Here is a 21,769-nt window from a genome sequence, read left to right on the forward strand (position 1 = left end):
TCGGCAGGTCTACTGCTCGGGTACGTCGAGCGGGTGGGCGATCAGCGCGTAGGCGGTCCGGTACAGATTGGCCGCCATCGTGCGTCCGGTCCGGTGGGCCCACTCGTGCCCGCGTTCGTCGTCGAGATAGTCGGGTCCCGGTCCGGGGCCGAGATGCCAGTACGTCCAGGACTGACCCGGGATCGTGTAGCCGATGTCGCCGAGCGCGCCCGTGATCTCGCTGATGACATGGTGCGCGCCGTCCTCGCTGCCCGTGACCACCACGCCCGCGACGCGGTTGTAGGCGACCGGCCGCCCCTCGTGGTCCTGCTCGGACATCAGCGCGCTCATCCGCTCCAGGACGCGCTGCGCCACGGACGAGGGCCTGCCGACCCAGGTCGGCGACGCCAGGATCAGGATCTGTGCGCCGAGCAGCTTCCGGTGCACCGCGGGCCACTCGTCCCCGTCCCCCGCGTCCGAGACGACCCCGGGCCTGATGTCCAGGTCGACCGCCCGGACGTACTCGACGTCGCACCCCAGCTCGATGAGGCGGTGACCGACGACCTCCGCGAGGGCATGCGTGTTGGAGGGGTCGGGCGACTGCTTGAGGGTGCAGTTGACGACGAGTGCCTTCATGCAGCCTTCCTTCCCCGCGAAAGGGCGTCCGGACGGGTGAATCGGTTCCGGAGCGAACGGTGCCGGGGGCTCTTTGAACCCGAGCGGCGGGCGGCGGTCACGACCTGGGCAGCAGGGGGCCGAGCGGGCCGAGGTCGATGTTCAGGTCGCTGGGCTTGAGCCCGAACTCGTCCCGCAGCACGCCCATCCGGTCCTCCAGGAGCATCAGCGTCAGGCCGATCCGCTCCTCCTGCTCCTCGCTCAGGTCTCCCTGGTCGACCCGGCGCAGTGCCTGGCGCTCCATGAGCTGGCGGAGGAGTTCCACCACGGTCAGGACGAGTTTCGCCAGGTCGCGTTCGACGGTGTCGGCGTCGAGATCGAGTTTCCGCGATTCTTCGCTCATGGTGCTCCCTCCCAGGGCGACCGCACCTGCTCGGTGACCGAGCTGATGAGGGCCTTGAGATCGATGCGGACGAGGTCGACGTCCGCGATCCTCAGCGTGATGTCGCCGCTGATCACGACACCGCCGGCGAGCAGCCTGTCCAGCAGGTCGACCAGGGCGACCTGACGCTGCGCGAGGGGCGACCCGTCACCGGCGGTCACTGCTCGTCCTCGTCGCCGGCGAAGGAGTACGGCACCCAGGGACCCGTCAGCTCCGCGCTCAGCCCCGGCTCCTCGGGCTTCAGACGGTTCACCGTCTCGACGAAGGCGGCACTCTCCTCACGCGGTACGAGGTAGGCGGCGTTGAGCACGTTGTGGCCCGCCGCCTGGGAGAGCTGGGCCTGCTGCGGCCGGTGCAGCCGTACCGCCTCCGCGTGGCGGGCCAGTTCCTCGTGCAGCCGGCGCGACACCACGTCCGCCGACTCCCACGACCGCTCGCTCGTCCGGCGCTCCTGCAGCCGGCGGCGCAGATAGTCGCGGCCGGTCGCGGGGGCCGGCCCGGCCGAGTCCGGCGACTGCGCGGGCGCCTCGGCGTAGACCTTGACGCCCCACTCCACCCGGCCGTCGAGCCGCTCGAGGGTGCGCAGGAACCGGGCGTGCCCGGAGTCCAGCAGGCGCCGCACCCCGTCGTCGTCCCGGCACACGGTCGCGAGCCGGAGCGGCAGCGGGCTGGTGACCGAGGCGAGGGCCGCGACCACGGACTCGTGTGCCCGGGCGGTGTCGCTCAGCCAGTCCAGGTTCTCCAGATGCGCCTTGAGCGGAGCCTCGTCGAAGTCGTCGGGCGACACCGCCGACACCACGGCGACGAGGTCGCCGTGGCCGAGCGCGTACACCGGGGCCCCGGCCACCCCCAGGAGGTCCTTGGGGAGCGCGGCCTGGAAGGGCCGGGACACGGCGTACACATAGCGCAGTTCGTTCATGCGGATTCCCTACGCTCCTTCTTCGTCTCGGCGCTGTCCACCGCCGGATGCGCCGCCTCTTCCAGCTCGGCGATACGGCGCTGGAGCCGCTCGTTCTCGGCGGCCAGTTCGTTGCGGCGGGCACCGGTGGACAGTCCGGGATCGTCCTCCCACCAGTTGATGCCCATCTCCTTCGCCTTGTCGACGGAGGCGACGATCAGCCGCAGCTTGATGGTGAGCAGCTCGATGTCGAGCAGATTGATACGGATGTCACCGGCGATGACGATCCCCTTGTCGAGCACGCGCTCGAGGATGTCGGCGAGGTTCGCGCCTCCGCCGGAGCCGTAGGGATCAGGGAGCCTGCTTGCAGTGGTCATCGGCGTCCACGGCCTCCGGACCCGGCCGGTTCACGCACCGCGTCCTCTTCGACGTCTTCCTCTTCTTCCTCGCGGAGCCCGTCCTCCTCGGCCGGCTCCTCCTCGTCCACGGGCTCCTCGTCCTCGCCCTCGTAGACGTACTCCTCTTCCGGCTCCTCTTCCTCCTCCTCCGGAAGGTCCTCGTCCGCGTACTCCTCCTCGGGCTCGTCGCCCTCGGCCTCGTCGCGCTGGTCCTGCTCCTCCTGCTCCTGCTCCTCGGCGACGGCGTCGTCGTGGCTGACGACGACCTCGCCGTCCCGGATCTCACCGCGCCAGCCGTCCTCGGCCTCGCCGCGCATCGATATGTGGCGGGCGAAGTTCTTGAGGTCGAGCCGGGCCCGGCGGCCCTGGGCGCGCCAGATGTTGCCGGTCTTCTCGAAGAGACCCTTGGGGTAGTACTCCATGACCAGCAGCACCCGGGTCAGGTTCTCGCCGAGCGAGTGGAAGGTGACGACGCCCTTGGTGCTGCCCTTGGCGCCCTCGGACGTCCACTGGATGCGGCTGTCCGGCACCTGTTCGGTCGTCCGGGCCTTCCAGCTGCGGCTGGACCAGAACACCTTCAGCTGCCAGTCGGACGAGGTGTCGTCGGCCACCGTCGCGCTCTTGACGCCCTTGGCGAAGGTGGAGAAGTCCTGGTAACGGGTCCACTGGTCGTACGCGTCACGGACGGATACGCCGACGTCGATGGACTCGATGATGACGATCGGCTTGTTGCCGCCGCCGCTCTTGGACTTGCCCTTGCCGCCGAGGTTCTTGAACACGCCAGTGACCTTGTCCTTGAGGTGGGAGGCGCCGAGCTCGACCGCGCTGCGGACCGGGCCCTTGCCCTCCATCGCCTTGCGGCCGCCTTCCAGCGCGAGCTTGGCGAAGCCGGGGCTTCTGCCTTCCGCGATGTCGTTGAGCTTGTTGGTGCTCTGGCCGAGCTTCCGGCCGGCGGACATGAGCGCATGCTGTGCCTGCGCCGCCAGGAAGCTCTGCAGTTCTTCCTTCACCCGCTGGACAGCGGGGTTGTCCCCGCTCAGCGGCGACGTCTTCTCAGCCACGGTCCCGGCCTCCCTTCGAGGCGGCCCGCTTCGCGGCGGTCGTCTTGGACGCCGTCTTCTTCGTGGCGCGCCGCGCGGGCGCGGCCGTCTTCTTGGCCGTCGTCCGTCGTGCGGCGGTCTTCTTCTGCGGGGCCGCCTTCTTCTGCGGCTCCCGGCGCTCGCGGCGTTCTTCCTCGTCGCCGCCGTCCTCGTCATCGGCGCTGTCCCGCGCCTCTGCGTCCTCTGCGTCCTCTGCGTGTCCCTCGTCCTCGTCCCGGGGACCGGGGACGACGCCCTGGAGCCGGTCCTGGACGCCCAGGGTGCGGCCGTGCAGCCGGTCGGCGAACCCTTCGAGCTGCCGGTTGACGAGCGCGCCGGTCGCGGCCTTGCCCACGCCGCCGAGGTCCTGCCTCAGCTGATCGCCCAACTCCTTGAACTGCGGGTTGTTCTGCAGCTGATGAGTGACGAACTCCCCGATGGCCTTGGGGCTCAGCTGGAGTCGCTTGCCCGCCACCAGCGTGCCGACGGCAAACGCCAGTTTCGCCTTCTTCGTACGCCCGAGCACGTACCCCGCCCCCATCGCGAGGCCAAGAACCAGCCTGTTGTTCATCATCCCTGCTCTCTGTTCTGCATCGTCTCGAGCCGGTCGAGGAGCTCGTCCTCCCGGCGGTCGAATTCGGCTTCGTCGATCTCGCCCGCGTCCAGTTGGTCCGACAGCCGGGCGAGTTCGCTCTGAATGGCCGAAGGGTCGTAGTACTGCCGCTCGGCCTCGTCCACCACCTGCTGCAGCACCCAGAAGGTGCCGCGCACCGGGGCGGCGGGCAGGAGCAGCAGTTCGGAGATGAGGCCCATGACTCACTCCACGAAGCTGTAGGGAGGAAGCGGTCCGGTGACCGTCAGGACGAGGTGCGGCTGATCCACACGGAGCGCGTCGACCGCGTTCACGAAGTCGGCGCTGCGCTCGCGGTTCACCAGGAAGGAGAGGTTCGCGAGCCAGCCGACGCTCTGCGGCCCGGCGCTCGCCTCCTCACAGACGCCTTCCAGCGTCGCCCGCACCAGATCGCCGTCGCGGGCCTCGCGATGCTGCACGGCCGCCGCGATGCGCTCGCCGAGCTGGATCTTCTGCTCGTGGGAGCCGCCGCCCGCGGCCCGGTTCGCCTCGGCCAGGGAGCGCAGCTCGGCGTCGTCGGCGAGTACCCGGTGCAGCACGGACTCCTCGTCGTGCGAGGCCTTCACGTTGTACTCGACCTTGCCGTCGAGTGCGCCCAGGCGCTCCAGATAGTGCTCCTCGCGCTCGGCGAGGACGGCGGCGAGCGTCTCGTCGTCGGGTGACACTCCGCCGAACCGCAAGGGGAGGACGGAGCCGGCCTCACCGGCCTGGCGCAGCACGTTCTGGTGCGCCAGCAGATCGCGCCGCTTGGGCCTCAGGTTGTCGGGGGCGTCGCTGACCAGCGCGGCGAGCTGCCCCTGGCGGATGACCCGTACGGGCCGCGGCGGGTCACCGATGCCGTCCGCCTTGTCCGGGAGGCTCGGGTGCGAGCTCCTGGCTATGCCGTAGACATAGGTACTCACTCCGTCTCCTCCTCCTTCTTGCGTGCCGCCGGGCGGCGGGTACGGGACGTGCGCGGCTTGGACTCGGTCTGGCCCTCGTCACGTGCCTGCTGGAAGGAGTCCGAGATCGTCTGTGCGGCACCCGAGAGCGCGCCCTTGGTCTTGCCGCGGGCACCCGACTCGGTCATCTCGCCGACCAGCTCGGGCAGACCCGGGTCCTTGTGCGGTCCGGACTCCAGGTCGAGGCGGTTGCACGCCTCGGCGAAGCGCAGATACGTGTCCACGCTGGCCACCACGACACGTATGTCGATCTTCAGAATCTCGATACCGACGAGGGAGACCCTCACGAACGCGTCGATGACGAGCCCCCGGTCGAGAATGAGTTCCAGGACGTCGTAGAGGCCACTCGAGCCACCGCCACGTCCCTGCTGCTGCTGTGCCGGCACAACGGTCATTGCCGTCAGCCCTCCTCAATGAAGTGATGCACGGCGGCCGCCTACTTGGGGTCGGCCCTGCCGCGCTCGTATCGGCGTATGCGCCGGTATCCGCTCAGCTCGCCCTGTTCGTCGAGCGTCACCTGGTAGGTGGCCAGAAGGCTGGTCGTGGTGGGCACGCGCTCCATTTCGAGCACCTCCACCTCCAGCTTCCAGCCGTCCTCCGTCCGCTCGAACGACGAGACCGATTCGGCTTCCCGGCCGGTGAGCTCCGTCAGCTGTGCGCATGCCTGGCGCAGCACATCCATCGGGCCCGGCCTGGAAGCCTCGCTCCGGCTCTTGTTGTCTGTGTTCTCTGCTGAATTCGCCATGGCTCCTCCCGACTGCGTGTTGCACGTCTGCGCCCGTCCAAACCCTGGACAAGCACCGGTCGCGTTCTTTCGGCATGCCGTCACCGCTGGTGCGGGCGAGAGTGGAGGCAACGACGGCCGCACAGGAAGGAGCAGTGATGGATCCGGTGGAGGCGCTGGACAGAGTGGCTTTTCTGCTGGAGCGCTCGCTCGCGGAGACCTACCGGGTCCGTGCCTTCCGCAACGCGGCGGCGGCCCTCGCGACGATGCCGCGGAAAGAGATCACCGAACGGGCCGAGGCGGGGACTCTGGAAGCGGTCAAGGGCATCGGCCCGAAGACCGCGAAGGTCGTCCGGGAGGCCCTCGCCGGTGGGGTGCCGTCCTATCTGGAGCGCCTGGAGGAGGAGGCGTCCGCGCCCCTCGCGGACGGCGGCGGCGAGCTGCGGGCCCTGCTGCGCGGAGACTGCCATGTGCACTCGGACTGGTCGGACGGCGGCAGCTCCATCGAGGAGATGGGCCGGGCGGCGATCGCGCTGGGGCACGAGTGGGTGGTGCTCACCGACCACTCGCCCCGGCTGACGGTGGCGCGGGGGCTGTCCGCCGAGCGGCTGCGCGAGCAGCTGGAGGTGGTGGCCGAGCTGAACCGGCAGTGGGCGCCCTTCCGGCTTCTCACGGGCATCGAGTGCGACATCCTGCTGGACGGCTCGCTCGACCAGGAGGACGAGTTGCTGGACAGGCTCGATCTCGTGGTGGCCTCCGTCCACTCGGAACTGCGGATGGAGCCCGCGAAGATGACCCCGCGCATGATCAGGGCGGTACAGAATCCGCTGGTCGACGTCCTCGGCCACTGCACGGGCCGGCTGGTCACCGGCCGGGGCCGGCCGGAGTCCCGGTTCGACGAGACCGCGGTCTTCGAGGCCTGCGCCGCGCACGATACGGCCGTGGAGATCAACAGCAGGCCGGAGAGGCTGGATCCGCCGATGCGTCTGCTGCGGACCGCGGTCGAGGCAGGTGTGCGGTTCGCCATCGACACGGACGCGCACGCGCCGGGCCAGCTGGACTGGCAGATCCTCGGCTGCGACCGGGCGGAGCGCGCGGGCGTTCCGGCGGAGCGTGTCATCAACACCCTGAGTGCGGCGGATCTGCTCGACACGGTGGCTTAGGGTCTGTCTCGCGCAGAGTGTGAGCCAGGAACGACATCATCGGGCTGACCGCTGTGCCGGAGCAGCAGAGCCGGATGCTCCGGGCCGAGAACCGGCTGCCGAAGGAATGACCGTCCGGTGCACGCGCCGTGTGTCCGCGACGACCGCGGGTACGCGAGGCGCATGACAGTCCACAAGACAAGCGTGCTCGTACTGGACTGCGCCGAACCGATGGAACTGGCGGAGTTCTACGCCGGCCTGTTCGGCGCAGAGGTTCACGTCGGGACCGATCCCGACTTCGTGGAGATCGTCGGTCACGACGGTGTCCACATGGCCATCCACCGCGACTTCGGCTACGCACCCCCGAGCTGGCCGCGGCCCGAGGACTCCCAACAGGCCCATCTGCGCATCCTCGTGGAGCGCGGCGACATGGACGAGGCGGAGCGTGAAGCCGTGAGTCTCGGGGCGAGGCCGGTGGACACGAAGGACAACAGCGGTCCGCGCGATGTCCGTATCTACTCCGACCCGGCCGGTCATTCGTTCTCGCTGGCCGTCTCGCCGCAGCCGCGCCGCAGTACGCGCCAGACGCGCAAGGACGAGCTGACGGCGATCGTCGAGGCCGAACGGGGCACCGCCACGTGACCGACGAAGTACTGAACGGGGTCGGGCAGAGCCGGCACCATCCGGTCCACCGTCCCGACGTCCCGCGCGACGGACCGACCGTGTGACGGTCGGCCCGTTGTCGTTGCCCGCGCCGCGCCTGTGGGACCGCCCGCCTGCGCGCCCACACGTGGAGGCCGCGCGCGGGCCCGAACGGACCGGGCGACCGGCCCCGCGACGCGCTCCCCCACCTCCCTGACCAGCGGCTCAGGACGGCTGTTCGCGGCCCGTACCGCGGTCCTTCACACCCCTGACACCGCCGCGTCCCTTCCCTTCCCTTCGCTCCTCTTGGACACTCCGCCAGACCCTTCCCCCTACTCCAAGAGGGCCCATCTTCATGCCTGAACTCAATCGGCGCCGTTTTCTCCAGATCGCCGGCGCGACCGCGGGCTTCTCCGCACTGTCGAGCAGCATCGACCGCGCGGCGGCCATCCCGGCCGGGCGCCGCTCCGGCACCATCAAGGACGTCGAGCACATCGTCGTCCTGATGCAGGAGAACCGTTCCTTCGACCACTACTTCGGCGCGCTGAAGGGAGTGCGGGGATTCGGCGACCCCCGTCCGGTGACCACCGGCCCGGGCAAGTCGGTGTGGCACCAGTCGAACGGCACGAAGGACGTGCTCCCCTACCACCCGGACGCCGAAGACCTCGGCATGCAGTTCATCGCGGGTCTCAACCACGACTGGGCGGGCGGCCACAAGGCCTGGAACAACGGCAAGTACGACCAGTGGATCCCCGCCAAGTCCGCGGGGACGATGGCCTATCTGACCCGCCAGGACATCCCGTTCCACTACGCACTGGCCGACGCCTTCACCGTGTGCGACGCCTACCACTGCTCGTTCATCGGTGCCACCGACCCCAACCGCTACTACATGTGGTCGGGTCACACGGGCAACGACGGCAAGGGCGGCGGCCCGGTCCTCGGCAACGACGAACTCGGCTACGACTGGACGACCTACCCCGAGCGTCTCGAACGGGCCGGTGTCTCCTGGAAGATCTACCAGGACATCGGCAACGGCCTCGACGCCGGCGGTTCCTGGGGCTGGATCGAGGACGCGTACCGCGGGAACTACGGCGACAACTCGCTGCTCTACTTCAACAAGTACCGCAACGCCAAGCCCGGCGACCCGCTCTTCGACAAGGCCCGTACCGGAACGGACGTCAAGAACGGCGACGGCTACTTCGATCACCTCAAGGCCGACGTCAAGGCCGGGAAGCTGCCGCAGATCTCCTGGATCGCCGCTCCCGAGGCCTTCACCGAACACCCCAACTGGCCCGCGAACTACGGCGCCTGGTACATCGCACAGATCCTGGACGCGCTCACCTCCAACCCGGAGGTGTGGAGCAGGACCGCGCTGTTCATCACGTACGACGAGAACGACGGGTACTTCGACCATGTGACCCCGCCCTATCCGCCGGCCTCCGCCGCGCAGGGGCGCTCGACGGTGGACACCGCACTCGACCGGTTCGCCGGCAACGGCAGCTACGCCGCCGGTCCCTACGGCCTCGGCCAGCGCGTTCCGATGCTCGTCGTGTCCCCGTGGAGCACGGGCGGGTTCGTCTGCTCGGAGACGTTCGACCACACGTCGATCCTCCGTTTCATGGAGGCACGCTTCGGCGTGGCCGAGCCGAACATCTCGCCGTGGCGGCGCGCGATCTGCGGCGACCTCACCTCGGCCTTCGACTTCGGCCTGCGCAACACCGATCCCGCCGGGCTCCCGGACACCGACGCCTACGAACCGCCGGACAACGACCGGCACCCGGACTATGTGCCGAAGCCGCCCGCCACGGCCGTGCTGCCCCGGCAGGAGAAGGGGTCGAGGCCGGCGCGTCCGCTGCCGTACGCACCGCTGGTCGACGGCGCCTCGACGCCGTCCACCGGGCGTTTCACGCTGACGTTCAGCGGTGGAGCGACGGCGGGTGCCTTCTTCCTGGTGGCGGCCGGCAACCGGACCGACGGGCCGTGGACGTACACCACGGCCGCGGGCCAGAAGGTCTCCGACACCTGGAACACCTCCTACTCCAAGGGCGCGTACGACCTCACCGTGTACGGCCCGAACGGCTTTGTGCGCGGCTTCAAGGGGCCGGGCACGACGGCCGGCCCCGAGGTGACGGCCCGCCATGTGGCGGGTACCGGTTCCGTCGAACTCACCCTGACGAACGCGGGCAGCACGACCTGCCGGCTGACGGTCACGAACGCCTACGACGGCAAGAAGCAGACGTTCACCGTGGGAGCCGGCGGACGCGTCGTGCATGTCGTGGACCTCAAGGCCGGTAAGCGCTGGTACGACCTGAGCGTGGTGTCCGACAAGGACGCGGGCTTCCTGCGGCGCTTCGCCGGTCATGTCGAGAACGGCAGCCCCGGCGTCAGCGACCCGGCGATCCTCACCGCCTGAGCCGCTGTCACAGGCCCCTCTGCGCGGAGCTCTTCCGCTCGGGGCCGCTCTTCACCGGGCAGGGGGCCGTTCTCCGTTACGGCGGACGGCCCCCTGCGCGGCGCCCGGCAGGCGGCTCCTGGCGTGCCGACGCACCTTTTGCACCACCTTCATGATTTCTTCCTTTCATCGGTCCACCCGAGACCCGGTGCCGGAGGAGTCATCCATGCGCAGTTTCGCTGTCACGGCTGTTCTGATCGCCGCCCTGGCGTCGGGTGGCTCCCTCCTTGCGGCCGAAGGCGCCCCATCCCCCGGGACATCGGCGACAAGGCCAACGGCACCAACATCCTTGTCGTCGGGCTGGACCGCCGTACCGGCATCTCCCCCGAGGACCGCAAACGCCTCCATGTGGGCGGCAAGGAGTGCAACTGCACGGACGTGATGATGGTGGTCCATCTCGCCGAGGACGAGCGGCGGGCGACCGTGGTGTCCGTCCCCCGCGACTCGTACGTCGAGTTCGCCGACCACGACCATCCCCGCCACTCCGGGAAGATCAACGGCGCCTTCCAGCACGGTGGCGGCGACCTGGCCGTACGGACGGTGGAGAAGGCGACCGGGCTGCGGATCGACCACTATCTGGAGACCGACTTCACCGGCTTCGCCGACACCGTGGACCGGCTGGGCGGCGCCACGGTGTGCACGGACAAGACCCTGGTGGACACCGGCTCCGGGCTGAGACTCCCGAGGGGCACCCACCATGTGGACGGCAACCGGGCTCTGCGCTACGCCCGCGCCCGGCACGTCACACCGCCGGGCGACCTCGGCCGGGTACGCCGCCAGCAGCGTCTGCTGATCGAGATGGTGACCCGGCTGCGCGGCGAGGGGGCCTTCGCGAACCCGGCGTCCTCGGTGCTCACCGCCTTGGAGCTGACGAAGGCGGTCCGCACCGACGCGCACACCGGGCTCGACGATCTGATGCATCTCGGAGTCGCGCTCGGGCGGCTGACGGCCGAGCAGACGGAGTTCGCGACCGTGCCGATCGCGGACTTCGACCACCCGGTGCCCGCATGGGGCTCGACGCTGCTGTGGGACGAGCCCCGGTCGGCGGCCCTGTGGGCGGCACTGCGCGAGGACCGGTCCATCGTCGGTGACACGCACATCCGGCCCAGTACGGACACGCCCGTCGAGATGGCACCGGACTCGATCCACGCTCGGGTCGACGATCCCGCCGTGGCGAGGGCTCTGCGGGCCAGCGGCTTCGTCATCGAAAATGCACCGGCAAGGCCGCGGCCGCCGGGTCCGACCGTGATCACGTACGACCCTCACCGGGAGCGCTACGCGGCCTCGCTCGCCGCCGCGATCCCGGGAGCCCGGCTCCGTGCCCTTCCCGGCCAGGGCCCGATCTTCGATGTGCGGGTCGGCGCCAGGGCGTCGACCGTGATCAAGGTCGTCCACGACCGCAGCAGCGTGGAGGGCGCACCGGTCCACGGGAACGAACTGCGGTGCGCGCCGAAGGCCGTGAAGCCGGCCGGCTGACGACGGCGATGGCCTGAGCCGACCGCTTGCTGCCGGGTCAGTTGCCCGCGGCCGGGGAGGGTGCCTTCTTCAGCACACCGATCTTGTCGATGCGGTGCTCGGGGTTGTGCCGGTCGTCGCGCCAGAAGTTGCCGGCGGCGTCGTCCTCGGGGGTGGCACAGGTCGAGACCGTGATCATCGCCTGTGTGGGCTTCTCGCCCGGCTTCCCCGGAACGGGGGCACGCTGCGCGGCGAGGGAGCTGTCCGAGCGGAAGGACGTCTGCCGGGTGCCGGTGATCTCGTACTCGTAGACGAGACCGTCCTCCTCGACGATCACCGAGTCGCCGTTCTTGAGCGAGGGAAGGTCCCGCAGAGGTCCGCCCGAGGACAGCCGGTGGGCGGTGACCAGGTAGTTTCCGATGTCGCCGGGGCCGACGCCGCCGTTCTCGCCGTACGGGCTGGCGCCTACGCCACGGTTCTGGATGCGGGTGCCCGGCCAGTCGTCGGTCGTGCCTTCGTAGGGCACGACACGGAGGTCCTCGAGTCCGATCGCCGGGATGGACAGCAGGGCGGTCTCGGTCCGCGGGGTGGTCCGGTCGGCGGGCTCCGCCGACGCAGAGCTCGTCGCCGGCGCTTTCACCGGCTCCTTCGCCGCGCCCGGGGCGGGCGCAGGGGGCTCGGACGCGGCAGCGGCCGCGGGAGCCGTGGTGGTCGCGGTCCGCAGCGCGTCGGAGGTGTCGGCGGCGCCCGTCGAACAGCCGGCGATCACCACGACGAGTGCGCCGGCGAGGGCTGCGGGGACTGCTCGGGACAGGTGCATGAACTTCCCGGGGATCCGGTAGAGGGCCGGCCACGGCGTGGCCGCCACTTCGAGCATAAAACGCCCGGACTCGATCAGGCGTTCCCCATAGGGTGGCCGCCATGGCAAGAGCGGTCCTGTACTGCAGCGATGTCCTCGCACCCCGCCGCGTGGACGAGCACTTCGCGGCGGAGGCGCGCGCGGTCCGTGAGCGCGGCGGCGAGGTGGCGCTGATCGACCACGACGCGCTGATCGGCGGCGACATGGAACAGGCGGTCGCCAGAGTCCCGCGTGGGCCGGCCGCGGCCTGGTACCGGGGCTGGATGATGCCGTCCGACCGGTACGAGTCACTGGCGGAAGCCCTACGCCTGCGAGGCGGCAGCCTGGTCGTCGCGCCCGGGCAGTACCGGTCCGCCCATGAGCTGCCGGGCTGGTACGCCGCGTTCTCCGGGATCACCCCCGAGAGCGTGTGGCTCCCGTCCACGCCTGGCCGCGTCCCGGCGCAGGAGGACCTTGCCGCGGCTGCCGGGAAACTGCCCGGCGGGCCGGGGATCGTGAAGGACTACGTGAAGTCCCGCAAGCACGAGTGGGACGAGGCGTGCTTCGTCCCCGACCTCGCCGACACCGCCCGGCTGGCGCAGGTCGTGCGGCGCTTCATGGATCTCCAGGGCGACGATCTGGCCGGAGGGCTCGTCCTGCGCGCGTACGAGTCGTTCGTGGCGCCCCGGTCCACCGCGACCGAGGCGCGGGTGTGGTGGCTGGACGGCGAACCCCGCCTGGTGACGGCGCACCCCGACAGCGTCTCCCCGCATGCTCCGGAGCCCGAGCTGGGGCATGTGCGGGCCGCGGTGCGGCGTCTCGGCTGCCGTTTCGTCACCACCGACCTCGCCCTGCGCACGGACGGGGTCTGGCGGGTGGTGGAGGTGGGGGAGGGCCAGGTGAGCGATGTCCACCAGGACGTGGCGGACACGGCGCTCGCGGGCTTGCTGGTGGACGAGGCGCGCGGCGACTGAGGCGCCGTACAGGGGCGGAGACAGGTGAGTCCGGGCTCCGCGCCGGGGGCAGCGCGCGGGGCCTCGGACCGATCGGCGAGCCGCGCCGCGGTCCTTCCCTTGGACGAACGCCCGCGCCGCCGCGATCCTGGGTATGTGTGACGGGACCCATGACCGGGATCGCCGGGCACGCCGCGAAGGTTCCCGCGCTTGACGGCGGGGCCCGACAGTGCTGGGTTTCTGTACAGAGTCCCAGCCGTCCGCGTCATCAGGAGGAACCCATGAGGATGCTCATCAATGTCCCGGAGACCGTGGTCGAGGACGCCCTCCGCGGGATGGCGGCAGCGCACCCCGAGCTGAGCGTGGACGTCGAGAACCGGGTGATCGTACGGCGGGACGCGCCGGTCGCCGGAAAGGTCGGTCTGATCTCCGGAGGCGGGTCCGGCCACGAGCCGCTGCACGGCGGATTCGTCGGGCCCGGCATGCTCTCCGCAGCGTGTCCCGGGGAGGTCTTCACCAGCCCGGTCCCGGACCAGATGGCGCGCGCCGCAGCCGCGGTCGACAGCGGCCAGGGCGTGCTGTTCATCGTGAAGAACTACACCGGGGACGTGCTCAACTTCGACATGGCCGCCGAGCTTGCCGAGGACGAAGGCGTGCAGGTGGCGAAGGTCCTGGTCAACGACGATGTGGCGGTGATCGACAGCCTGTTCACGGCGGGCCGGCGCGGTACCGGCGCGACCCTCTTCGTCGAGAAGATCGCCGGGGCGGCCGCCGAGGCGGGGATGCCGCTGGAGCGGGTGGAGTCGATCGCCCGGCAGGTCAACGAGAACTCCCGCAGCTTCGGTGTCGCGCTCACCGCGGTCACCACCCCCGCCAAGGGCTCCCCGACCTTCGATCTCCCCTCGGGCGAGCTGGAACTGGGCATCGGCATCCACGGCGAGCCGGGCCGTGAGCGGCGCCCGATGATGACCTCGCGGGAGATCGCCGACTTCGCCGTCGACGCCGTTCTCGTGGACCGGCCGCCGACGGGTCCGGTGCTGGTGCTCGTCAACGGCATGGGCAGCACGCCTCTGCTGGAGCTGTACGGCTTCAACGCCGAGGTCCAGCGCGTGCTGGCGGAGCGCGGTGTGTCCGTCGCCCGTACGCTCGTCGGGAACTACGTGACCTCGCTCGACATGGCGGGCTGCTCGGTGACGCTGTGCCAGGTCGACGAGGACATGCTGCGGCTGTGGGACGCACCGGTGGAGACCCCCGCGCTCCGCTGGGGCCGTTGAACCGACCGGGACCGACTCACCTCAGGGAGTACATGTGCTCGACGCCGACTTCTTCCACCGCTGGCTGACCGCGGTCGCGGTACTGGTCGACCGCGAGGCGGCGCATCTCACGGAGCTGGACTCGGCGATCGGCGACGCCGACCACGGCAGCAACCTCCAGCGCGGTTTCACGGCGGTGACCGCGACGCTGAACAAGGACGCGCCGCAGACGCCCGGAGCCGTACTGACCCTGGCCGGGCGGCAGTTGATCTCCACCGTGGGCGGCGCGTCCGGGCCGCTGTACGGGACGCTGCTGCGGCGCACCGGCAAAGCCCTCGGCGATGACGCCGAGGTGACTCCGGCACAGCTGGCCGAGGCGCTGCGGGCAGGCGTCGCAGCCGTGGCGCAGCTCGGTGGTGCCAAGGCCGGCGACAAGACGATGCTGGACGCGCTCGAACCGGCGGTCGCGGCGCTCGGCGACACGACCGCGTCCTTCGCCGCGGCCCGCGACGCCGCGCGGGAGGGCGCCCTGGCCACGGTGCCCCTGCAGGCCCGCAAGGGCAGGGCCAGCTATCTGGGTGAGCGCAGCATCGGGCACCAGGATCCGGGGGCGACCTCGTCGGCGCTCCTGCTGGCGGCCCTCGCGGAGGTGGCGGCATGAGCGAGGGGGGCACGGTCGGGGTCGTCCTCGTCTCGCACAGCAAGGAGGTGGCGGCGGCCGTCGCCGCCCTGGCCACCGGTCTGGCGGGCGGCCGGGCCGCGCCCGTCGCTCCGGCCGGCGGCACGCCCGACGGCGGTCTCGGCACCAGCTCCGAACTGATCGCCGAGGCGGCGGCCTCGGTCGACGAGGGCGCCGGGGTGGCCGTACTCGTCGATCTGGGCAGCGCCGTCCTGACGGTGAAGGCCCTGCTCGCCGAGGGCGACGAACTCCCGGACGCCACGCGGCTGATCGACGCGCCGTTCCTCGAGGGGGCGGTGGCCGCGGTGGTCACCGCGTCGGCGGGGGGCGACCTGGACGCGGTGGAGGCCGCGGCCTCGGAGGCGTACGGCTACCGGAAGGTGTGAGCCGCGGCCCCCACGCCCGGGGGCGTGGGGGCCGTTCGGCCCCCCAGGAGTGGCAGGGGCCGGACGGCGCTCCTAGCGTCGGTCTCGTTGTGGTGCATTTCCTACCAACGGAGACCTGACCATGCGTGCCCTACGTGTCGCGTCCCTGGCCCTCGCCGGCACCGCCGCCGCGCTGGCCCTCGGCGCCCCGGCCGCTCTCGCCGAGGACGAGGGCACCGTCTCCTCGTTCGGCTTCACCGTCAGCCCCGAGGACGTCGAGCCCGGCGGCACCGTGACGCTCAACGCCACGGAGTGCGAATCGCCCACCGTCACCGCCTCGTCGGGTGTCTTCGACACCGTGACGCTCTCCGAGGGTCTGCCCGCCACGGCGACCGTCTTCGAGGACGCCAAGCCGGGTGCCGAGTACGACGTCACCTTCGACTGCGAGGGTGAGAAGGGCACGACGACGCTCAGCGTCGGCGCCGCCGGGGTCCCCCACACGACTCCCTCCGCCGGGACGCACACCGGTCCCACGCACGCCCCGAGCGGGCTGACGAAGCCCGGCGGCGGTGTGCAGGCCGGGTCGGGCGGCAGTCTCTCCGGCCTCAGCCCGACGCAGATCGCCCTGGGTTCCCTGCTGGTCGCGGGTGCGCTCGGCGGCGGCGTCGTCATGCTGCGCCGGCGTGCCGGGGACGGCGTCTGAGCGGCGCATCCGTGCACGCGACCGCCCGGCGCAGTTCGTGGTTCACCCTCGTGTGTGTGCTGCTGCTCGGCCTGTTCTTCCTGCGCAACGGGTCGACGGAGACCGCCGAGGGGCCACCCCGCCCCGTCGCCGCTGCCGCCGCCCCGCACCGGGCCGCAGGACCGCTGCCGCCCGCGCCCGGTCCCCTGCCGCACTCGCCGCCGAGGCGGATCAGCGTGTCCTCCCTGCGGCTCGACGCCCCGGTGACCCGTGTCGGGCTCGACGACGACGGCTGGGTGGCGACACCGCCGCTGACGGACAACAACCTGACCGGCTGGTACATGGGCGCCGCCTCCCCCGGCGAGCGCGGCACCTCCGTGATGGTGGGTCATGTCGACAACGCCACCGGCCCCGCGGTGTTCTATCTGCTCGGCTCGCTGGAGCCGGGCAACCGGATCGAGGTCGCCCGCGAGGACGGACGCACCGCGGTCTTCTCCGTCTACGGCGTCGAGATGTACGCCAAGAAGGACTTCCCCGCCGACCGCGTCTACCGGGACGGGCCGGACCCGGAACTCCGCCTGATCACCTGCGGTGGCGGCTACTCCGCGAAGACGGGTTACGACGCCAACGTGGTCGCCTTCGCCCGCCTCGTCGACGTGCGCTGACTCAGATCAGCACGCAGGCCTCCTGCCCGGACAGTCCGCGGCCCGCGCGGTGGGCCCGTGTGTAGCGCTCGTCGCCGAGCACCCTTCTGAGGTCGCTCTCGGCAAGCCGGCGCACTTCGTGCTGGTCGTCGAAGGGCTGGAAGCCGAACCCGCCGGGCTGCCGGCCGGTGCTGTCGTAGGCGCCGAGCAGCCGCGCTCCGTCCTCGGCCGCGTCGAGGTGGGCCATCGCCCAGGCCGCGCACAGGAACTGATCGGCGACCAGGTGCGGGGCCACGAGATGCGCCATGGTGTCCAGTAGCCCCACCGCGTCCCTGATCCGGTCCCTGGCCTGCGCGTACGCGCCGTCGACGCAGGCCAGCCAGCCGTGCATACCGACGAGCAGGCCGCGGAACAGCGCGGGCGCGGAGGCGGACAGCTCCCGCTCCATCCCCTCCAGCTGACCGCGTGCGGGTCCGGTGCGGCCGATCGCGCCGTAGTACCGGGTCAGCGCCATACGGGCGGTGCTGAGCACCTCCCCGGTGAAGCCCTCGGAGCGGTCGATCACCTCGAGGAGCTGCCGCTCGGCGTCGGCGCGCTCCTCGTCGTTCCCCGCGGTCTTCAGCGCCAGGCCCGCGAGCCGGGACCGGAGCACGAGGACCTGGGCGCCGGCCCCGACACGGGCGGAACTGCGCATGGCCGCCTCGAAGTCCGCGGCGGCCTCCTCGTACCTCCCCCGTCTGTCGTACTCCTCGCCCCGCGCCGACAGCGACTCGGCGATGCCCCACTGGTCCCCTGACCGCCGGAAGAGTGCCAGCGCGCGGTCGGCGTCCGTGGCCGGCCGTGCCGGGTCGGCGGGGTTCTGTCCGATCACCTTGGCCCGCATCAGCAGCAGAAGGGCCAGATCCCAGCCCTCGGCCTGCCCGTCGCTTCCGGCGACGATGGCGTCGAAGGTCTCGGCGAGCCCAGCGAACTCACCGGTCATCAGACGCGCGAAGAACCACATCGTGGCCGGCTGGCGGCACAGCTGCGGCAGGCCGGGCCGGTACGCGGCGACCACTGCGCGCAGATACTCCTGGGTCGCCGGATCGTCCATGGCCGTGCCGATCCGGTCGTCGCTCGCGATCACCATCAGCCGTAGGCCGCGCCGGGCCTCCCACAGGACCTCATCGGGCCAGGGCGGGGCGAGGTCCGTGCAGCGTGCGGGCATGGGCTCCGCCGCCCGGACCGGTGCCCGGAACGGGTCGGGTCCGAGCTCCGCCACGGCGGCCGACCAGGCGCGGGCGTCGGCCTGGTGGGCGCGCTGCTGCCAGAACCAGCTCATCGACAGCGCCAGGCAGAGCGCTTCCTGCTCGTCGTGCAGCCGCACCGCGGTGCGAAGGGCGGCGCGTACGTTGTCGTGCTCGGCCTCGAACCGGTCCAGCCAGTCGGCCTGCCCCGGACCTCTCAGCTCCGGCTCGCCGGCGCGGGCCAGCTCCCGGTAGGTGCGCAGATGGCGCCGTTCCACGGCGCTGCGTTCGCCGGCCTCGGTGAGCCGCTCCCCCGCGTACTCGGCGACGGTCTCGAGCAGTCGGTAGCGCATCCCGTCCGGTCCGTCCGGGACGGCGACCACCAGCGACTTGTCGACAAGGCCGGCCAGCCCGTCGAGGGCGGACGGACCGCACACCTCCTCGGCCTGGGGCAGCGCGCAGCCACCGGAGAAGACGGCGAGCCTGCGCAGTACGGTCCGTTCCTGAGCGTCCAGCAGGTCCCACGACCAGTCGACAACCGCACGCAGCGTCTGCTGACGGGGCAGCACCGTGCGGCCTCCGCCGGTGAGCAGGCGGAACCGGTCGTCGAGCCGGTCGGCGATCTGCCGCGGCGTCAGGGCGCGCAGCCGGGCGGCGGCCAGTTCGAGGGCAAGTGGAAGGCCGTCGAGCCGTCGGCAGATCTCGGCGCAGGCCGCCGGGTCCTCGTCCGTACGGAAACCCGCGCGCACGGCCGCGCCGCGGTCGCCGAGGAGGACGAGAGCGACGTCCTGCGGCAGCGGCCCGACGCCCTGCACGGTCTCTCCGGGTAGGCCGAGCGGCTCGCGGCTGGTGGCCAGGACGCGTACGCCGGGGCAGCCGGTGAGGAGTGCTTCGGCCAGCCGGGCGGCGGCGCCGATCACATGCTCACAGTTGTCCAGGACGAGCAGCATCCGCCGCCGTGCGCAGTGCTCGATCAGATGCGTGAGCGGGTCGCGGACGACACTCTCGGCGGCGGACGGCCCGCGGACCTGGGTCTCGCGGGCGCCGAGTGCGGTCAGCACGGCTTCGGCGACGGTGCTCTCGTCACCCGCACTGGCCAGCGCGGCCACCCACACGCCGTCGGGCCAGGTCGCGGCGGCGGCGCGGGCGGCCTCCAGGGCGAGCCGGGTCTTGCCCGCGCCGCCGGGGCCGGTCAGTGTCACCAGTCGCCGGGCCTCCAACGCCCCGGCCAGTTCGGCGAGTTCGTTCGTGCGGCCCACGAAGGAGGTGAGCCCGGCGGGGAGATTTCCCCGGCGGGCTGTGGCCGCGGGCGGGGACGGCCGGGCGTCCCCGGACAGCAACCGGCTGTGCAGAGTGCGCAGTTCGGGGCCCGGATCGGCGCCCAGCTGCTTCGCGATGCGCACCCGTACGCCCTCGTACTCCTGAAGGGCCTGCGCCGTGCGGCCCGTCGCGGCGAGGGCTCGGATGTGCAGCACCTGGAGGGGCTCGTCGAGCGGGGACTCGGCGGCGAGCGCGGCGAGCTCGGGGAGAACGGCTGCCGCGCGGCCGAGCGCGATGTCGGCGGCGATCCTGGCGCGGCGCGCTTCCGTCCGCCGACGTTCCGCCCGCACCGCGAGCGGATCGGACTCCCGGCCCGGCAGATCGGCGAGGGCCGGACCGCGCCACAGGGCGAGCGCCTCGTCCAGCACGGCGGCCGCCTCCTCGGCGTGACCGGCGTCGAGCGCCGCCGCACCCTGCGCGGCCAGCCGCTCGAAGCGGAAGAGGTCGATGTCGTCCCGGACGGCGGCGAGCCGGTATCCGCCGGGGAGAAGATCCACGGATGGGGCGCCCAGCGTCCGGCGCAGCCGTCCCACCAGCGCCTGAAGGGCGGCCGGCGCGTCGGCGGGCCGCTGTTCGTCGTCCTCCCACAGCTGTGCGCTCAGCTCGGCCGGGGAGACGGCACGCCCGCCGCCGGCCGCGAGCGCGGTGAGCAGCGCCCGGAGCCGCGCCCCGCCGAGCCGGGCCTCGGTGCCGTCCGGGCGCAGCACCTGCGTGGGGCCGAGCACGTGGTAGCGGTGGGTCACGGGCCCATTGTCCCCGTTGATCGGTGCGGTCGGTCCATGGCCTGCCGGGTGCGAGGCGCGCGGCGGAGGGGAGCGGGCGGGCCGGGTGCGCGGGGAAGGGGGAGCGGGCGGGCCGGGTGCGCGGGGAAGAGGGAGCGGGCGGGCCGGGTGCGCGGGGATGGGAGAGCGGGCGGGCCGGGTGCGCGGGGAAGAGGGAGCGGGCGGGCCGGGTGCGCGGGGATGGGAGAGCGGGCGGGCCGGGTGCGCGGGGAAGAGGGAGCGGGCGGGCCGGGTGCGCGGGGATGGGAGAGCGGGCGGGCCGGATACGCCGCACCGGCGGGCCGGGCGTCCGGGTACGGGAACGGGCAGCGCGTCCGGGGCCGGGCACCGGCAGCTCGCGGGCGTCCGGGGCCGGGCACCGGCAGGCCGCGCGGGCGTCCCCCCGTGCAGCCACCCGCACGTCGCGCGCGTCCGGCAACGCCCCTCCTCCGACCGTGCTGGCAGACTGGACGCATGTCCGCTCCCCGCCGGCTGTGCCCGGTCTGCCGCCGCGAGATCGCCGTCGTCGGCGGCCGTTTCGCCCGCCACGACCCCGCCGCCTCGCGCACCGCCGCCGAGTTGGTCTCCTGCCCCGGCTCGCTGCGGCAGGCGCCGTACGACCCGGCGGTGCAACCGTCGCTCGACGGCTCCGTGGTGCCCGCCTTCCCCGGCCAGCTGCCGCTGTTCTGACCGCACGGCGGGACATCCGCGGCCGTGCCCACGAGTGTTCCGGACCGGCCATCCCGCGTTCCCCGGAGGTACCGCAGGACTTCGCGCGACAGCACCCCCGCTCACCGGGTAGATTGGTCTACACCAGTGATGTCTTCAGAGACAGGGATCTTCGTGGAAGTTGTCATCGTTCCGGATTCCGCCGCGGGCGGCGATCTCATCGCCGAAGCCATGGCCGACCTGCTGCGACGCAAGCCCGACGCCCTGCTCGGGGTCGCCACGGGGTCGACCCCGCTGCCGGTCTACGAAGCCCTCGCCGCCAAGGTGCGCGCCGGGGAGGTGGACACCTCCCGGGCCCGGATCTGCCAGCTCGACGAGTACGTGGGCCTGCCGTACGGCCACCCCGAGTCGTACCGGTCGGTGGTTCTGCGCGAGGTCGTCGAACCGCTCGGACTGACCGACGAGGCGTTCATGGGCCCCGACGGCACCGCCGAGGATGTCGCCGCCGCCTGCGCCGACTACGACCGGGCGCTCGCCGAGGCGGGCGGAGTCGATCTCCAGCTCCTCGGCATCGGCACGGACGGGCACATCGGCTTCAACGAGCCGTGCTCCTCGCTCGCCTCGCGCACCCGGATCAAGACGCTCACGCAGCAGACCCGCCAGGACAACGCCCGGTTCTTCAGCGGTCTCGACGAGGTCCCGCACCACGTGATCACCCAGGGCATCGGCACCATCCTGGAAGCCCGCCATCTGGTCCTGCTGGCCACCGGCGAGGCCAAGGCAGACGCCGTGGCGCTCGCCGTCGAGGGCCCGCTGTCCGCGCTGGTCCCGGCCTCCGCCCTGCAACTGCATCCGCACGCCACGGTGGTGGTCGACGAGGCGGCGGCGTCCCGGCTGAAGCTCGGCGACTACTTCCGCGCGACCTACGCCGCCAAGCCCGCCTGGCAGGGGCTCTAAGGGCTGTCCCGTCGTTCGGATCAC

25 protein-coding genes are annotated in these 21,769 nt (G+C 71.8%); 12 read left to right on the forward strand and 13 right to left on the reverse strand.

The window, feature by feature from the left end; translation table 11 throughout:
* Nucleotides 1–9 precede the first annotated feature (9 nt).
* From ACQPWZ_RS03695 to ACQPWZ_RS03745, 11 genes are all read right to left on the reverse strand, one after another.
* A complete protein-coding gene (locus tag ACQPWZ_RS03695) occupies nucleotides 10–615 on the reverse strand; it encodes a flavodoxin family protein (protein ID WP_433570614.1) in 606 nt (201 codons plus the stop codon).
* Nucleotides 616–712: 97 nt separating this feature from the next.
* Nucleotides 713–997, reverse strand: coding sequence for a gas vesicle protein K (locus ACQPWZ_RS03700; RefSeq protein WP_327685595.1), 285 nt, complete (start codon nucleotides 995–997; stop codon nucleotides 713–715).
* Nucleotides 994–1,197, reverse strand: a complete 204-nt coding sequence (locus ACQPWZ_RS03705) for a gas vesicle protein (RefSeq protein ID WP_313947929.1) — start codon at nucleotides 1,195–1,197, stop codon at nucleotides 994–996. The genes ACQPWZ_RS03700 and ACQPWZ_RS03705 overlap by 4 nt, the downstream gene beginning before the upstream one ends.
* Complete coding sequence (locus ACQPWZ_RS03710; protein ID WP_433570615.1) at nucleotides 1,194–1,955, reverse strand: GvpL/GvpF family gas vesicle protein; 762 nt, start codon at nucleotides 1,953–1,955, stop codon at nucleotides 1,194–1,196. The genes ACQPWZ_RS03705 and ACQPWZ_RS03710 overlap by 4 nt, the downstream gene beginning before the upstream one ends.
* A complete protein-coding gene (locus ACQPWZ_RS03715) occupies nucleotides 1,952–2,311 on the reverse strand; it encodes a gas vesicle protein (protein ID WP_340471681.1) in 360 nt (119 codons plus the stop codon). The genes ACQPWZ_RS03710 and ACQPWZ_RS03715 overlap by 4 nt, the downstream gene beginning before the upstream one ends.
* Complete coding sequence (locus ACQPWZ_RS03720; protein ID WP_433570616.1) at nucleotides 2,308–3,393, reverse strand: SRPBCC family protein; 1,086 nt, start codon at nucleotides 3,391–3,393, stop codon at nucleotides 2,308–2,310. Before ACQPWZ_RS03720 ends, ACQPWZ_RS03715 begins: the two co-directional genes overlap by 4 nt.
* Nucleotides 3,386–3,982 carry a DNA primase gene (locus tag ACQPWZ_RS03725; RefSeq protein WP_433570617.1) on the reverse strand — a complete coding sequence of 199 codons (597 nt, stop codon included), beginning with the start codon at nucleotides 3,980–3,982 and terminating at the stop codon, nucleotides 3,386–3,388. Before ACQPWZ_RS03725 ends, ACQPWZ_RS03720 begins: the two co-directional genes overlap by 8 nt.
* Nucleotides 3,982–4,224, reverse strand: a complete 243-nt coding sequence (locus tag ACQPWZ_RS03730; protein WP_340471684.1) for a gas vesicle protein GvpG — start codon at nucleotides 4,222–4,224, stop codon at nucleotides 3,982–3,984. The genes ACQPWZ_RS03725 and ACQPWZ_RS03730 overlap by 1 nt, the downstream gene beginning before the upstream one ends.
* A gap of 3 nt (nucleotides 4,225–4,227) precedes the next feature.
* Nucleotides 4,228–4,944, reverse strand: coding sequence for a GvpL/GvpF family gas vesicle protein (locus tag ACQPWZ_RS03735; protein ID WP_433570618.1), 717 nt, complete (start codon nucleotides 4,942–4,944; stop codon nucleotides 4,228–4,230).
* Nucleotides 4,941–5,378: a gas vesicle structural protein GvpA gene (locus ACQPWZ_RS03740; protein WP_340471686.1), complete on the reverse strand. Its 438-nt coding sequence runs from the start codon at nucleotides 5,376–5,378 to the stop codon at nucleotides 4,941–4,943. The genes ACQPWZ_RS03735 and ACQPWZ_RS03740 overlap by 4 nt, the downstream gene beginning before the upstream one ends.
* Nucleotides 5,379–5,419: 41 nt before the next feature.
* Nucleotides 5,420–5,728: a gas vesicle protein gene (locus ACQPWZ_RS03745; RefSeq protein ID WP_340471687.1), complete on the reverse strand. Its 309-nt coding sequence runs from the start codon at nucleotides 5,726–5,728 to the stop codon at nucleotides 5,420–5,422.
* Nucleotides 5,729–5,865: 137 nt separating this feature from the next.
* On the opposite strand from ACQPWZ_RS03745, the gene ACQPWZ_RS03750 reads away from it, so the two are divergent.
* The 4 genes from ACQPWZ_RS03750 to ACQPWZ_RS03765 all read left to right on the forward strand — a co-directional run bounded on the left by ACQPWZ_RS03750 (nucleotide 5,866) and on the right by ACQPWZ_RS03765 (nucleotide 11,419).
* The gene (locus ACQPWZ_RS03750; RefSeq protein ID WP_433570619.1) at nucleotides 5,866–6,870 is read left to right on the forward strand and encodes a PHP domain-containing protein; all 1,005 of its coding nucleotides are present in this window, start codon (nucleotides 5,866–5,868) and stop codon (nucleotides 6,868–6,870) included.
* A gap of 162 nt (nucleotides 6,871–7,032) precedes the next feature.
* Nucleotides 7,033–7,491: a VOC family protein gene (locus ACQPWZ_RS03755; RefSeq protein ID WP_433570620.1), complete on the forward strand. Its 459-nt coding sequence runs from the start codon at nucleotides 7,033–7,035 to the stop codon at nucleotides 7,489–7,491.
* A gap of 355 nt (nucleotides 7,492–7,846) precedes the next feature.
* Nucleotides 7,847–9,904 (forward strand): phosphocholine-specific phospholipase C, encoded by a 2,058-nt coding sequence (locus ACQPWZ_RS03760; protein ID WP_433570621.1) that lies wholly within the window; start codon nucleotides 7,847–7,849, stop codon nucleotides 9,902–9,904.
* A gap of 387 nt (nucleotides 9,905–10,291) precedes the next feature.
* A complete protein-coding gene (locus tag ACQPWZ_RS03765; protein WP_433570622.1) occupies nucleotides 10,292–11,419 on the forward strand; it encodes an LCP family protein in 1,128 nt (375 codons plus the stop codon).
* 37 nt (nucleotides 11,420–11,456) lie between these two features.
* On the opposite strand, the gene ACQPWZ_RS03770 is transcribed toward ACQPWZ_RS03765, so the two are convergent.
* Nucleotides 11,457–12,218, reverse strand: a complete 762-nt coding sequence (locus ACQPWZ_RS03770; protein WP_433573762.1) for a class E sortase — start codon at nucleotides 12,216–12,218, stop codon at nucleotides 11,457–11,459.
* A 101-nt stretch (nucleotides 12,219–12,319) separates the two neighbouring features.
* Between ACQPWZ_RS03770 and ACQPWZ_RS03775 the strand changes: the two genes are divergently transcribed.
* The 6 genes from ACQPWZ_RS03775 (at nucleotide 12,320) to ACQPWZ_RS03800 (ending at nucleotide 16,833) form a co-directional block, all read left to right on the forward strand.
* On the forward strand, nucleotides 12,320–13,210 hold the full coding sequence (locus ACQPWZ_RS03775; protein WP_433570623.1) for an ATP-grasp domain-containing protein: 891 nt from the start codon (nucleotides 12,320–12,322) through the stop codon (nucleotides 13,208–13,210).
* A gap of 260 nt (nucleotides 13,211–13,470) precedes the next feature.
* Nucleotides 13,471–14,463 carry a dihydroxyacetone kinase subunit DhaK gene (dhaK, locus tag ACQPWZ_RS03780; protein ID WP_340471695.1) on the forward strand — a complete coding sequence of 331 codons (993 nt, stop codon included), beginning with the start codon at nucleotides 13,471–13,473 and terminating at the stop codon, nucleotides 14,461–14,463.
* Between the two features lie 34 nt (nucleotides 14,464–14,497).
* The gene (gene dhaL, locus ACQPWZ_RS03785; RefSeq protein ID WP_356702823.1) at nucleotides 14,498–15,103 is read left to right on the forward strand and encodes a dihydroxyacetone kinase subunit DhaL; all 606 of its coding nucleotides are present in this window, start codon (nucleotides 14,498–14,500) and stop codon (nucleotides 15,101–15,103) included.
* Complete coding sequence (locus ACQPWZ_RS03790) at nucleotides 15,100–15,507, forward strand: PTS-dependent dihydroxyacetone kinase phosphotransferase subunit DhaM (protein WP_340471697.1); 408 nt, start codon at nucleotides 15,100–15,102, stop codon at nucleotides 15,505–15,507. The genes dhaL and ACQPWZ_RS03790 overlap by 4 nt, the downstream gene beginning before the upstream one ends.
* A 121-nt stretch (nucleotides 15,508–15,628) precedes the next feature.
* Nucleotides 15,629–16,189 carry a hypothetical protein gene (locus ACQPWZ_RS03795; protein WP_383246143.1) on the forward strand — a complete coding sequence of 187 codons (561 nt, stop codon included), beginning with the start codon at nucleotides 15,629–15,631 and terminating at the stop codon, nucleotides 16,187–16,189.
* Between the two features lie 11 nt (nucleotides 16,190–16,200).
* A complete protein-coding gene (locus ACQPWZ_RS03800) occupies nucleotides 16,201–16,833 on the forward strand; it encodes a class F sortase (protein WP_433570624.1) in 633 nt (210 codons plus the stop codon).
* Nucleotide 16,834: 1 nt separating this feature from the next.
* On the opposite strand, the gene ACQPWZ_RS03805 is transcribed toward ACQPWZ_RS03800, so the two are convergent.
* Complete coding sequence (locus tag ACQPWZ_RS03805; protein ID WP_433570625.1) at nucleotides 16,835–20,101, reverse strand: ATP-binding protein; 3,267 nt, start codon at nucleotides 20,099–20,101, stop codon at nucleotides 16,835–16,837.
* A gap of 492 nt (nucleotides 20,102–20,593) precedes the next feature.
* Here ACQPWZ_RS03805 and ACQPWZ_RS03810 point away from each other — a divergent pair, with 492 nt between their 5' ends.
* Both ACQPWZ_RS03810 and nagB read left to right on the forward strand, forming a co-directional pair.
* Nucleotides 20,594–20,809, forward strand: a complete 216-nt coding sequence (locus ACQPWZ_RS03810) for a hypothetical protein (protein ID WP_313947907.1) — start codon at nucleotides 20,594–20,596, stop codon at nucleotides 20,807–20,809.
* A gap of 153 nt (nucleotides 20,810–20,962) precedes the next feature.
* Nucleotides 20,963–21,745 carry a glucosamine-6-phosphate deaminase gene (gene nagB / locus ACQPWZ_RS03815; RefSeq protein ID WP_340477718.1) on the forward strand — a complete coding sequence of 261 codons (783 nt, stop codon included), beginning with the start codon at nucleotides 20,963–20,965 and terminating at the stop codon, nucleotides 21,743–21,745.
* The last annotated feature ends 24 nt before the right edge of the window (nucleotides 21,746–21,769 follow it).

Origin of the sequence: Streptomyces sp. CA-251247 (assembly GCF_050952975.1) — a bacterium.
Lineage (GTDB): Bacteria > Actinomycetota > Actinomycetes > Streptomycetales > Streptomycetaceae > Streptomyces > Streptomyces achmelvichensis.